Here is an 11,125-nt window from a genome sequence, read left to right on the forward strand (position 1 = left end):
TCACGGCAGCCCCGCCACGAAGCAAAAGTCCACGACCGGATCGTCGGCAACCGATTTCTGATGGACTGAAGCGTTTTTCGCTCCATCACCCAGGTGTTCACTGACGTTGATTTGTAGCTCCTTGATCCAACGTCTTGCCTTGGCCGCTGCGTTTGCAGCGGCCTTTTTTATGGGCGGTGTTTTTTAGGTGGGGATGTTTGGCGGGTACGACAGGACTCAGACGAGTCCTGTCAGACGACACAACGGCGTCAAAGCGAATACTTCTGCAGATTCGCCATCATTTCTTTGAGCGCTTCGATATTGTCCTTCGGATGCGCCGCCCCTTCGAAGTCGCAGATCTGTTGCCAGTGCGCAGCGACATCTTCCGGGCTGAAACCCTTGCGCGGATCGAATCCGGCGCCCAGGCTGCGCTCCCAGCGCACCTTGCCCATCCAGCCGCCGCCGACTTCGAACAGGCCGGCGGTTTCCTGGCATTGTTCGCTGGCCAGGTACACCACCAGCGGACTGACCAGTTCCGGTTTCAGCTGTTCGAACACTTGGGGCGGAATCAGGCCTTCGGTCATGCGCGTACCGCCGGTAGGAGCGATGGCGTTGACCAGGATATTGTTCTTGCGACCTTCGATGGCCAGCGTACGGGTCAAGCCGTAAAGACCCAGCTTGGCCATGCCGTAGTTGGACTGGCCGAAGTTGCCATAGATGCCCGAGGTCGATGCGGTGAAGATCACCCGGCCGTAATTTTGCTCGCGCAGGTGTGGCCATGCGGCGCGGGTCACCTTGTAGGCACCTTCGACGTGAACGCGATAGACCAGATCCCAGTCGGCGTCTTCCATCTTGTTGAAGCTCTTGTCCCGCAGGATACCGGCGTTGTTGACCACTACGTCGACGCGACCGAACACGTCGAGGGCGTTCTGCACCAGTTTGTCGCCGTCGGTCACCGAGTCATGGTTGGCCTCGGCGATACCGCCGGCCTCGCGGATCTGCGCCACCACCCGGTCGGCGGCCGAGGCGCTGGCGCCTTCGCCTTGGGTCGAGCCACCGAGGTCGTTGACCAGCACCCTGGCGCCCTGCCTGGCGAACAGCAAAGCATGTGCCCGGCCCAGGCCACCACCGGCTCCGGTGACGATCACGACTTTATCTTCGAAACGCACAGACTCATTCATCGAGGCAACTCCAGCAGGCCTGAGGGACAGTGTCCCGAGTGTCAGGCACGCTGCGTCCGGTCACAACGAACAGGGCAGAGGCTGAATGGTGCCCGATAAGGCTGGGGGATGATGGGACCGTGCAGAGGCGCGAAGCACCTCCGCCCGGTGCTCAGGAGCAGGCCACCTTGCGCGGCGGCAGGACGAAATGATCGCGAAACTCCAGATAGTGCTTGAGCACCTGCACCGGCGCTTCGTTTTGCGGGTAATGACCGATACCTGCCAATTGCACCGTGTCTGCGTCGGGGATCAGCTCGCGATAGCGTTCGACCATGTGCGCACCGGAGATCGGATCGGCTGCACCATCAATCACTCGCAAAGGCACTTCACCGCGCTGCATCGCCGCGACCCAGCGATCACGCTGCACACGACGCTCAGGAATGTAGGTGATCAGTTTGTGCATGATCCGCGGCCCGCGATTGCATTCGATCAGGCTCCAGAAATCATCCATCTCGCTTTCGCTGGGGCAGGTATCCGGACCGAAGATCTGCCGGAAACTTTTCACCAGTGCATCACGGGTAAATGCCCGGCCGATCATCCAGCCCAGCGGGCTGAGCAGCAGTTTTTGCGCCAGCAGTGGCCGATGGGTTTCCGGGAACAATCCACCGTTGAGGAACACGCAACTGGCGATTTCGATCCTTGCTTCGTAATGCCGGGCCAGCAGTTCCTGAGCAACACTGTCACCGTAATCGTGCGCCAGCAGGTGCACCGGTTGTTCGATCTCAAGATGCGCGAGCAAGGCTTGTTGCAGGTCGGCCTGCTCCAGCAGGCTGTAGGTATGGTTCAACGGTTTGGCCGAGTCGCCGAAACCGAGCATGTCGCAGGCGATCACCCGAAAGCGCTGACCCAGCGGTTGCCACAGGTAATGCCAGTCCCAACTGGCCGTCGGGAAGCCATGAATCAACAGCAGCGGTTCACCCTGCCCGGCTGTCCAGTAACGGATCGACTGACCACGGAAGACAAACGACTGGCTGCGTTTGCGCCAGACACTCAGAGGAATCTCGGCGAGCGGCATCAGACTTTATACCCCGGGTCTTGTTTATCGAGTTTGCGCAGCAGCGCCGGCCAGGCCAGCGCGCCACCCATGCCTTGAGCGCTTTTGGTGACGCCGGCGATCATTGCCTTGGCACCGGCCAGGATCTGCGGTTCGATGGCGATCAGTTCGGCACCGCCACTCTGCGCCATGACCTGAATGTCGCAGGCACGCTGGAAGGTGAACATCATCAGGAACGTGTCGGCGATGGTACCGCCACAGGTCAGCAGCCCATGGTTGTGCAGCATCAGGAAGTTGTTGTCGCCAAGATCGGCCTGCAGCCGGGCTTTCTCTTCATGATTGAGCGCAACACCTTCATAGGCATGGAAAGCCAGACTGGACAGCACGAACAGCGATTGCTGACTGATCGGCAACATGCCCTGCTTCTGCGCCGACACCGCAACTCCGGACGCCGTGTGGGTATGCAGCACACAGGCCACATCATGGCGAACTTCGTGGACCGCGCTGTGGATGGTGTAGCCGGCAGGGTTGATCTCGTAGGGGCTGTCCATCAGTTTGTTGCCGGCCTGGTCGACTTTCACCAGGCTGGAGGCAGTGATCTCATGGAACATCATTCCGAACGGATTGATCAGAAAATCTTCGGTGCCCGGCACCTTGGCCGAGATGTGAGTGAAGATCAGATCGTCCCAGCCATGCAGGGCGACCAGTCGATAGCAGGCGGCGAGATCGACCCGGGTCTGCCACTCCGCGGCGCTGACCTGGTTTTTTACATCGAGTGATGAGGGGACGGGGGCTACGCTCACTGTATGCACCTCTGTTTTTGTTTTTTTCGGCGGGTGTCAGCAGTCTAGTCAGCCCCGCAGGTTCGCGTAGTTGCATTGGCAGCCAGCTTGATGACTGAGCGGGTCAGCTGTGCAAACCGTTTGGATCCGTGTCAAAGCACCGACGCCAGCAAAGGCGCGGCGAACAGATTGAGCAGCCCAGTCAGCACCATCACCAGCCCCGCCACTGAACCTTCTTCACCACCCACTTCATGGGCACGACTGACGCCGGCGCCATGAGCGCCAACGCCAAACAAGGCGCCGCGAGCCAGAGCGCTGCGCAGCGGCAGCCACTTGAGCAACACCCCGCCCAGCATGGCACCGAACACCCCGGTGAACATCACGAACACCGCCGTCAGCTCTGGCACGCCACCCAGATCCTGTGCCAGCGGCATGGCAAACGGTGTGGTGATCGAGCGTGGTACCAGTGACAGCGTAACCGAGCTGTCCAGCGCCAATGCCCTGGCCAGACCGAACGAGGTGGCGATCGATGCGGCGCTGCCGGCCAGCATGCCCAGCAACAATGCCGACCAGTGCCGCATCAGCAAACGTCGCTGTTGCCAGATCGGTACCGCAAACGCGACCGTGACCGGGCCAAGCACCAGCATCAACCAGTGGGTGTTGCTCGAGTATTCGGCGTAGGCGGTGTGCAGCGGCACCGCGAGCGCCAGCAACAAGGCAGGGACCAGAATCAGCGGCGACAGCAAGTAACGCCCGGTACGGCGATACAGCCAACGACTGAACAGATAGGCCAGCAAGGTGAACGCCAGCCAGAACATCGGCATCAGTTCAAGCTTCATGGGACCGCCTCAGACGCACGGCCAGTTCAACGGTGAACGCCGTCACCAGCATCACCATCAACGTACTGACGGCGATCACCAGCAGAATCCGCCAGCCGTCGTCACGCAGCAAGGCGCCGTAATCCAGCAGGCTCATCAACGCCGGAATAAAGAACAGCAGCATCTCGGCCATCAGCAATCCCGCGCCCATTTGCAGCGCCGCCGGCTTGACCCAGCCTAATGTAAAAGCCAACAGCAGCAATGCCATGCCGATTACGCCGCCGGGGATCGGCCAGGCCAGCCATGCGGCCACCTGGCAGCCGAGCAGATAGAGACCGAGCAGGACGGCCAGTTCGGCCAGCAGGCGAGAGAGGTATTTGGTGGGCGAGGTTTTCATGGGCGGGCTCCTTTCAGGTGCCTATTTTACGAACCTGGCTGCCATCCCAGAAGCGAATTGTTAGACTCAAAGCCATTCCAATCTGGAATCGACTCATGGAATTCAAACAGCTCAAAAGCTTCGTCGAAGTCATGCATCAGGGCGGCTTCACCCAGGCGGCGAAAACCCTGCACATCAGTCAGTCCGCCGTGAGCAAGCAGATCGCGCAGCTCGAACAGAGTCTCGGCACGCCGCTGCTCGAACGCCTGGGTTCGCAGCTACGTCTGACCGCCGCCGGCAGCGTGGTGCTGCAACGAGCCGAAGGCATGCTGCGCCTGCGTGATGAATTGCTCACGGAACTGGACGATCTCAGCCATCTGGCACGGGGCGAGTTACGTCTGGGATTGCCGTTGCTGGGCAGCGACGCTCTGTTTGCCGGCCTGTTTGCCGAGTACCGGCGACGTTACCCGAACATCAGCGTGCAATTGCTCGAAGGTGGCAGTCGCCATATCGAACAAGCCGTGTTGAGCGGTGAACTGGAGCTGGGCGGCAGTCTGCTACCGAACGATCCGCAATTCGACTGTCAGCCGTTCTGCGATGAACCGCTCGATGCGCTGCTGCCGTTGGAGCATCCATTGGCGACGAAAGACGAGATCGCTCTGGAGGAGCTGGCCGACACGCCGTTCCTGCTGTATCAGCGCAGCTTCGTGCTCAATGATCGCTTGCTTCAGGCCTGCCAGCAAATGGGCTTCACGCCGAAGGAAGGCGGGCGCAGCGGCCAGGCGGACTTTCTCGCGGCGCTGGTGGCCGCCGGGCAAGGTGTGGTGCTGCTGCCCAGTGTGGTCGCGCGCGGTCTGGTACGGCCAGGCGTGATTCGCCTGAGCCTGAAAGCGCCGGACTACCTGCGTTGGGACATCGCCTTCATCTGGCGGCGCGGCGCCTATCTGTCAAAGGCTGCACAAGCCTGGCTCGCGTTGCTGCGCGAACGCCGCTTCAGCCCTTGAGCGCGACGATCAACTGCGCGAGCCAAGGCTCTGCGTCGGTTTCCGGAGTGACACTTTCGCTGGCGTCGATGCGCAACATGTCCTGCACTTCCCGTACGCCCAGCTCACCGAACAGCTCACGCATCTGCTCCCCACCGCCGCAAAAGGTATCGCCGTAACTGGCGTCGCCCAGGGCGATCACCGCGCCAGGCCGCCGGCAACTGGTCGCGAATGTTCGCGTACAACGGTTGCAGGTTGTCCGGCAACTCACCCATGCCGGTAGTCGAAGTCACGGCGAGCAAGGCTTCCGGGCCAAAAGCCTGAAGGTCGGCGAGGCTGGCGCGCGCGTTGCAGAAGGTTTCAAAACCGGCGGTTTTCAACAGGCTCTGGGCGTGGCGGGCGACTTCTTCGGCGGTGCCGTACACCGAGCCGGAGAGGATGGCGACTTTCATCAATCTGATCCTGCAACTGAAAAAATGAGCGGCGATAGTAACAGCCGTCGTCGCCCTGTTGCGATTGGCTCTCGATAAGCGCTGATGGCCAGTAGACAGCGCCGATTGATCTTCTAGAATGCCTGCCACCGACAACCTTGAAGGGATTCAACGATGATCAACGCCAGTCTGCTGCAAATGGTGATCAATGCGTCGAACGATGGAATCGTGGTGGCCGAACGGGAAGGCAAGGACGACAACATCCTGATTTACGTGAACCCGGCTTTCGAACGCCTGACGGGCTACACCAGCGAGGAAATTCTCTATCAGGATTGCCGTTTCCTGCAGGCCGGAGACCGGGATCAGGAGAATCTGCCGCTGATCCGGGAAGCGTTGCGCAATAACGGTTCGTGCCGGGAAATCATCCGCAACTATCGCAAGGACGGCACGCCGTTCTGGAACGAACTGTCGCTGTCGACAGTAAAAAACGCTGATGACGGACAGACATACTTCGTCGGTGTGCAAAAGGACGTCACTGTTCAGGTCAAGGCACAGCAGCGTGTTGCGCAGCTGGAGGCGCAGGTCGCGGCTCTCGAAGCCGAGCTTGCGGCCCTGAAAGCGACGAACGGCGCAAACAAAACTGCGAACTAAGTGTCATTAACTACAATCACCAATGACTTTGTAATTATTTATTTCGAGTTAGCCATGCAACGCGACGCCCTCCTGACCCAGGACGAGCTGGACTTCATCCAGACCATGCAACACAACCCGCAGCTCAACGTGCGGGATGCGACGTCCAGCCTGCTGGTCAATGGTGGTTCGCAAATCCGTGACCTGCTCACGCGCCTGGCGGCCCATGAGCAGGTCACCATCCAGGCCAGTTTCGAAAACCAGCAAATGACCTTTCCGTTGCATCTGGTGGAGGACGAATTCCACGCGCTGCATCTGCGTCTGGGTGTACCGAGCATTTACGAAGACGGGCCGATGGTGCGCCCGTGGCGTCTGACCCTGGAAGAGCCGGTCGCCCTGGAGAATGCCAAAGGGCAACCGGGCATGCTGTGGGTTCACGAGGTTTCGCACAAAGGCGTTCTGCTGGAAGTGCGCAACAAGACCAAACCGCCGCGGCATTTTGCCCTGTGGTTCAGCCCTTCAGGCTATGAGCGGATTTCCCTGCGCGGTACTTTCGAACGGGAAACCGAAAGCGGCTTCTTCGCCTACGACCTGACCCAAAGCGATGCCGATGAAACCGAGCGGCTGCGCCAGTTCATTCTTCAGCAACACCGACTGACTCACCCGGCCCTGCATACCTGATCTTCAGGTATCCAGCGTCCCTGCCAGAAAACGGTTCATACGCTGGCGCATGGTCGCCCCTTCGTTACCCAGACAACCCACCGATGAGCCGGCCAGACTGTCCTGCGCCAGATCCGACGCATCACCGGCCAGCAACAACTGACAGTCGAGACTCAGCGCCAGGCGATTCAGGCGCCGGGGCAATTCCGCCGTCGGCGCGTGATTGGAGAACAGCACCAGCGCCTGGGGCTTGATCTTTTCGCAGACCAGCGTCAATTCGTCGAACGGCTGCCCGGTGGTCAACACGCGTACGCCCGCATCGTGATCACTGAGAAACAGCGCCGCTACCAGCAACTCCAGCTCACGGCACTGCCCGGCCAGGGCACTGACGATCACCTTGCGCGGTTGCGAGCCACGAAGCATGACGATGCGCTGCAACACCCGCGCCCGCAGGAACCCGTCGAAGAACAGCCACTCGCTGGTTTGTCCAAAGGCGTCCTGGCGCTGCAGCATCTGCAGCCAGAGCGGCATCAGGATGTCCTGAAACACCACGGGCAACGCATAGGAGGAAAAAATCTGACCGTAGACACGGTCGAGGCCCTGATCGTCGAAAGAACTGACCGCGCGCTGAATCTGCGCCTGCCACTGCAGGTAGTCGGCCTGCACCAGATCATCGGGAATGATGTGCGCCAGCGCCTTCATCGGTTCGGTCCTGGCCAGGATCTTGCCGACCTTGCTCACTGCCACGCCGCGATCGATCCAATCGACAATACTGCGGACGCGCTCGATATCGGTCATCGAATACAGTCTGTGCCCACTTTCGGTGCGCGTCGGCTGGATCAGGCCATAACGACGCTCCCATGCACGCAGCGTAACCGGATTGACGCCGGTCAGCCGTGCCACCTCTCGTATGGGGAAAAGCTCCTCGCGCTCAAGCGCAACAGAAGCTTGCGAAGCCAGGCGAAGGTCAGTGATGACAGGCATGTGGGCGGGCACATCCTTGTTGGCGTAGTTGGATCCCATTCTACCTCTGATGCCCCATCCTGATTCAAGGGATGAAATGGGACCAACGTCTCTGATTTTTCACAATAATCAGGAACAATCCTTGCTAGTCGAAATACGCAGCCCGCTACCCCGGTGCTGCGTAAGGCGAAACTCCTACCCGGAGCGAAGCACATGCAATTCGGAGATACACAATGTCTACTTCCCCCGTCACGCTGATGGTCGCGCGTCGCGTCGCCGATGGCCGCTATCAGGAACTGATCGCCTGGCTGCGCGAAGGCGAACAACTGGCCACCGACTTTCCCGGCTATCTCGGTTCCGGTGTCCTGGCTCCGCCTCCCGGCGATAATGAATTCCAGATCATTTTCCGCTTCGTCGATGAACAGACGCTGCACACCTGGGAGCATTCCGCTTCGCGTACCGCTTGGCTGTCCCGCGGCAGTGATCTGTTCGCCCATCCGAAAGAACATCGAGTCAGCGGCATCGAAGGCTGGTTCGGTGCAGCAGGCGTCCGTCCCCCCCGCTGGAAGCAGGCCGTGGCAATCTGGCTGGCGTTCTTCCCGGTGTCGTTGCTGTTCAACTTCGTGCTGGGCCCGCTGCTCGGGGAAATGAGCCTGCTTGCTCGCGTGTTCGTCAGCACGCTGTGCCTGACACCCTTGATGGTGTACTTCTTCATCCCATTGTCGACACGCCTGTTGGCCGGCTGGCTCAACAGTTCTTCCGCCCGTCCGTTGCCCGGCACGGCGTCCACGCAAAATCGCTGAAACCATCGCTCGCGTCGCTGTTATAGTTTTTGCTCTGACCTCGACGCGAGCCGTTCATGAATTCTTCCGCCGCTCCCATTCTCATCACCGGCGCCGGCCAGCGCGTCGGACTGCATTGTGCGCAGCGCTTGCTGGAGGACGGCCACAGGGTCATCTTCACTTACCGCAGTAAACGCCCGGGCGTGAAGGTGCTGAGGGATCTGGGCGCCACCGGCGTGTACGCAGACTTTTCCACCGAAGCGTCCATCCTGGCATTCATCACCGAACTGAAAATCCACACCGACAGTCTGCGAGCGATCGTGCACAACGCCTCCGAATGGCTGGCGGAAAACGGCGACGGCGACGGCGAAGCCGAAGCCGAAGCCTTCACCCGCATGTTCAACATCCACATGCTGGCGCCTTATCTGATCAACCTTCACAGCGCCGAACTGCTGCAACGTTCGAGCCCCGCCGACATCATCCACATCAGCGACGACGTCACGCGCAAGGGCAGCAGCAAACACATCGGTTACTGCGCCAGCAAGGCCGGGCTCGACAGCCTCACGCTGTCCTTCGCCGCGCGCTATGCGCCGTCAATCAAGGTCAACGGCATCGCACCGGCCCTGCTATTGTTCAATCCCGACGATGACGCAGCGTACCGCACCAGGGCACTGGCCAAATCTGCGCTGGGCATCGAGCCCGGCAGTGAAGTGATCTATCAGAGTCTGCGTTACCTGCTCGACAATCCCTATGTCACCGGCACCACCCTGACCGTCAACGGCGGGCGGCACATCAAGTAAATTGCCCCGCGAGGATCCTCCATGAGCCGCTCCCTGCCCGAAAACTACCGCGAGATCCTGATCGGCCTCGGCGAGGATCCCGACCGCGAAGGCTTGCTCGACACACCGGTGCGCGCGGCCAAGGCCATGCAATACCTGTGTCACGGCTATGAACAGAGCGTCGACGAGATCGTCAATGGTGCGCTGTTCGCTTCCGACAGCGACGAGATGATCATCGTCGCCGAAATCGAGCTCTACTCGTTGTGCGAACATCACCTGCTGCCCTTCATCGGCAAGGCCCATGTGGCTTATATTCCGACGGGCAAGGTACTGGGCCTGTCGAAGATCGCGCGCCTGGTGGACATGTTCGCCAGGCGCCTGCAGATCCAGGAAAACCTGACCCGGCAGATCGCCGAGGCGATCCAGCAGGTCACCGATGCCGCCGGTGTCGCGGTGGTCATCGAAGCCCGGCACATGTGCATGATGATGCGCGGTGTCGAAAAACAGAATTCGACCATGAACACCTCGGTCATGCTCGGCGCCTTCCGCGAGTCGAGCAACACCCGTCAGGAGTTCCTGCAATTGATTGGACGGAGCAAGTAAATGCCACAACTTCAACCGGGAACGGCGCGTATCCGGGTCAAGGATCTGCGTCTGCGCACCTTTATCGGGATCAACGAGGACGAAATCCTCAACAAGCAGGATGTGCTGATCAACCTGACCATTCTGTATGCCGCCCAGGAAGCGGTGCGTGACAACGACATCGACCACGCGCTGAACTATCGCACCATCACCAAGGCGATCATCGCCCACGTGGAGGGCAACCGTTTCGCGCTGCTCGAACGCCTGACCCAGGAGCTGCTGGATCTGGTAATGGCCAATGAATCGGTGCTGTACGCCGAGGTCGAAGTCGACAAGCCTCACGCGTTGCGCTTTGCCGAGTCGGTGTCGATCACGCTCGCGGCAAGCCGCTAAGCTTCAAGCTTCATGCGGCAAGCTGTAAACTTTGCCCGTCGCCATCCATCCTGCAGCTCAAGGCCTGCCGCTCACAGCTGTGTCGCAGAGACTTCCATGACCGAACAACAACGCCTCGAACTCGAAGCCGCCGCCTTCCGCCGGCTGGTCGCCCACCTGGACAGCCGCAAGGACGTGCAGAACATCGACCTGATGAACCTCGCCGGGTTCTGCCGCAATTGCCTGTCGAAGTGGTACAAGGCCGCCGCCGACGAGCGCCAGATCGAGGTCAGCCTCGACGACGCCCGTGAAGTGGTTTACGGCATGCCGTACGCCGACTGGAAAGCCCAATATCAGCAAGAAGCCAGCGCCGAACAACAAGCGGCGTTCGCCAAGGGAAAACCCAATGAGTGATCTGAACACCCTGCGCGCCAGCCTCAAGAGCGGCGAACACGTTTTTGCCGACACCCTGGCCTTCATCGCCGCCGGTTACGACTACCAGCCACAGGCGTTCAACAACGGCGGCGTGGAAAACGCGGCCGGGCAGAACGAAGGTTCGTGCAAGACGCTGGGTCTGGCGCTGCTGGAAGGCTTGAGCGATGAAGAAGCGCTGCTGGCCTTCGGCGAGCACTACCGTTCGGTCGTGGCAACGCCTGAAGGCAGCGATCACGGCAATATCCGTGCGCTGATCAAGCACGGTCTGGCGAGCGTGAAGTTCGACGCGCAGCCGCTGAAACGTCGCTGATTCCCCGTCGAATCGCGAGCATGAAAAAA

At 60.3% G+C, this 11,125-nt stretch carries 15 protein-coding genes and 1 pseudogene; 9 read left to right on the top strand and 7 right to left on the bottom strand.

Annotated elements, in window-relative coordinates; genetic code table 11:
- Window positions 1-248: 248 nt before the first annotated feature.
- The 5 genes from BBF94_RS24230 to BBF94_RS24250 form a co-directional block, all read right to left on the bottom strand.
- A complete protein-coding gene (locus BBF94_RS24230) occupies window positions 249-1,160 on the bottom strand; it encodes an SDR family oxidoreductase (protein ID WP_065261475.1) in 912 nt (303 codons plus the stop codon).
- A 151-nt stretch (window positions 1,161-1,311) separates the two neighbouring features.
- Complete coding sequence (locus tag BBF94_RS24235; RefSeq protein WP_065261476.1) at window positions 1,312-2,214, bottom strand: alpha/beta fold hydrolase; 903 nt, start codon at window positions 2,212-2,214, stop codon at window positions 1,312-1,314.
- A complete protein-coding gene (locus tag BBF94_RS24240; RefSeq protein WP_065261477.1) occupies window positions 2,214-2,996 on the bottom strand; it encodes a class II aldolase/adducin family protein in 783 nt (260 codons plus the stop codon). The genes BBF94_RS24235 and BBF94_RS24240 overlap by 1 nt, the downstream gene beginning before the upstream one ends.
- A gap of 131 nt (window positions 2,997-3,127) precedes the next feature.
- A complete protein-coding gene (locus BBF94_RS24245) occupies window positions 3,128-3,814 on the bottom strand; it encodes an LrgB family protein (protein WP_065261478.1) in 687 nt (228 codons plus the stop codon).
- The gene (locus tag BBF94_RS24250; protein WP_065261479.1) at window positions 3,804-4,190 is read right to left on the bottom strand and encodes a CidA/LrgA family protein; all 387 of its coding nucleotides are present in this window, start codon (window positions 4,188-4,190) and stop codon (window positions 3,804-3,806) included. The genes BBF94_RS24245 and BBF94_RS24250 overlap by 11 nt, the downstream gene beginning before the upstream one ends.
- Window positions 4,191-4,285: 95 nt before the next feature.
- Here BBF94_RS24250 and BBF94_RS24255 point away from each other — a divergent pair, with 95 nt between their 5' ends.
- Entirely contained in the window at window positions 4,286-5,173 is an 888-nt protein-coding gene (locus tag BBF94_RS24255) for a LysR family transcriptional regulator (protein WP_065261480.1), read from the top strand.
- Here BBF94_RS24255 and BBF94_RS24260 read toward each other — a convergent pair.
- A pseudogene (locus tag BBF94_RS24260) lies at window positions 5,163-5,604 on the bottom strand (flavodoxin). The gene BBF94_RS24255 and the pseudogene BBF94_RS24260 overlap by 11 nt on opposite strands.
- A 153-nt stretch (window positions 5,605-5,757) precedes the next feature.
- On the opposite strand from BBF94_RS24260, the gene BBF94_RS24265 reads away from it, so the two are divergent.
- Together BBF94_RS24265 and BBF94_RS24270 are read left to right on the top strand one after the other, a co-directional pair.
- Window positions 5,758-6,234 (top strand): PAS domain-containing protein, encoded by a 477-nt coding sequence (locus BBF94_RS24265; protein ID WP_065261481.1) that lies wholly within the window; start codon window positions 5,758-5,760, stop codon window positions 6,232-6,234.
- Window positions 6,235-6,288: 54 nt separating this feature from the next.
- Window positions 6,289-6,894: a hypothetical protein gene (locus BBF94_RS24270; RefSeq protein ID WP_065261482.1), complete on the top strand. Its 606-nt coding sequence runs from the start codon at window positions 6,289-6,291 to the stop codon at window positions 6,892-6,894.
- Between the two features lie 3 nt (window positions 6,895-6,897).
- Here BBF94_RS24270 and BBF94_RS24275 read toward each other — a convergent pair whose 3' ends face one another.
- Entirely contained in the window at window positions 6,898-7,857 is a 960-nt protein-coding gene (locus BBF94_RS24275) for a MerR family transcriptional regulator (protein ID WP_065261491.1), read from the bottom strand.
- A gap of 212 nt (window positions 7,858-8,069) precedes the next feature.
- On the opposite strand from BBF94_RS24275, the gene BBF94_RS24280 reads away from it, so the two are divergent.
- The 6 genes from BBF94_RS24280 to BBF94_RS24305 all read left to right on the top strand — a co-directional run bounded on the left by BBF94_RS24280 (window position 8,070) and on the right by BBF94_RS24305 (window position 11,096).
- The gene (locus BBF94_RS24280) at window positions 8,070-8,639 is read left to right on the top strand and encodes an antibiotic biosynthesis monooxygenase (RefSeq protein WP_065261483.1); all 570 of its coding nucleotides are present in this window, start codon (window positions 8,070-8,072) and stop codon (window positions 8,637-8,639) included.
- Between the two features lie 56 nt (window positions 8,640-8,695).
- The gene (gene folM, locus BBF94_RS24285; protein WP_065261484.1) at window positions 8,696-9,418 is read left to right on the top strand and encodes a dihydromonapterin reductase; all 723 of its coding nucleotides are present in this window, start codon (window positions 8,696-8,698) and stop codon (window positions 9,416-9,418) included.
- 21 nt (window positions 9,419-9,439) lie between these two features.
- The gene (gene folE / locus BBF94_RS24290) at window positions 9,440-10,000 is read left to right on the top strand and encodes a GTP cyclohydrolase I FolE (protein WP_065261485.1); all 561 of its coding nucleotides are present in this window, start codon (window positions 9,440-9,442) and stop codon (window positions 9,998-10,000) included.
- Window positions 10,001-10,372 carry a dihydroneopterin triphosphate 2'-epimerase gene (folX, locus tag BBF94_RS24295; protein WP_065261486.1) on the top strand — a complete coding sequence of 124 codons (372 nt, stop codon included), beginning with the start codon at window positions 10,001-10,003 and terminating at the stop codon, window positions 10,370-10,372.
- Between the two features lie 96 nt (window positions 10,373-10,468).
- Window positions 10,469-10,765: a DUF1244 domain-containing protein gene (locus BBF94_RS24300; RefSeq protein ID WP_065261487.1), complete on the top strand. Its 297-nt coding sequence runs from the start codon at window positions 10,469-10,471 to the stop codon at window positions 10,763-10,765.
- Window positions 10,758-11,096, top strand: a complete 339-nt coding sequence (locus BBF94_RS24305) for a HopJ type III effector protein (protein WP_065261488.1) — start codon at window positions 10,758-10,760, stop codon at window positions 11,094-11,096. The genes BBF94_RS24300 and BBF94_RS24305 overlap by 8 nt, the downstream gene beginning before the upstream one ends.
- The last annotated feature ends 29 nt before the right edge of the window (window positions 11,097-11,125 follow it).

This window comes from Pseudomonas bananamidigenes (assembly GCF_001679645.1).
Classification (GTDB): Bacteria; Pseudomonadota; Gammaproteobacteria; order Pseudomonadales; family Pseudomonadaceae; genus Aquipseudomonas; species Aquipseudomonas bananamidigenes.

Coding starts and splice junctions, on each gene's coding strand:
- BBF94_RS24275 (WP_065261491.1), bottom strand. CDS start 7,857: ATGCCTGTCATCACTGACCTTCGCCTGGCTTCGCAAGCTTCTGTTGCG.
- BBF94_RS24245 (WP_065261478.1), bottom strand. CDS start 3,814: ATGAAGCTTGAACTGATGCCGATGTTCTGGCTGGCGTTCACCTTGCTG.
- BBF94_RS24270 (WP_065261482.1), top strand. CDS start 6,289: ATGCAACGCGACGCCCTCCTGACCCAGGACGAGCTGGACTTCATCCAG.
- folX (WP_065261486.1), top strand. CDS start 10,001: ATGCCACAACTTCAACCGGGAACGGCGCGTATCCGGGTCAAGGATCTG.
- folE (WP_065261485.1), top strand. CDS start 9,440: ATGAGCCGCTCCCTGCCCGAAAACTACCGCGAGATCCTGATCGGCCTC.
- BBF94_RS24300 (WP_065261487.1), top strand. CDS start 10,469: ATGACCGAACAACAACGCCTCGAACTCGAAGCCGCCGCCTTCCGCCGG.
- folM (WP_065261484.1), top strand. CDS start 8,696: ATGAATTCTTCCGCCGCTCCCATTCTCATCACCGGCGCCGGCCAGCGC.
- BBF94_RS24230 (WP_065261475.1), bottom strand. CDS start 1,160: ATGAATGAGTCTGTGCGTTTCGAAGATAAAGTCGTGATCGTCACCGGA.
- BBF94_RS24265 (WP_065261481.1), top strand. CDS start 5,758: ATGATCAACGCCAGTCTGCTGCAAATGGTGATCAATGCGTCGAACGAT.
- BBF94_RS24250 (WP_065261479.1), bottom strand. CDS start 4,190: ATGAAAACCTCGCCCACCAAATACCTCTCTCGCCTGCTGGCCGAACTG.
- BBF94_RS24255 (WP_065261480.1), top strand. CDS start 4,286: ATGGAATTCAAACAGCTCAAAAGCTTCGTCGAAGTCATGCATCAGGGC.
- BBF94_RS24305 (WP_065261488.1), top strand. CDS start 10,758: ATGAGTGATCTGAACACCCTGCGCGCCAGCCTCAAGAGCGGCGAACAC.
- BBF94_RS24280 (WP_065261483.1), top strand. CDS start 8,070: ATGTCTACTTCCCCCGTCACGCTGATGGTCGCGCGTCGCGTCGCCGAT.
- BBF94_RS24235 (WP_065261476.1), bottom strand. CDS start 2,214: ATGCCGCTCGCCGAGATTCCTCTGAGTGTCTGGCGCAAACGCAGCCAG.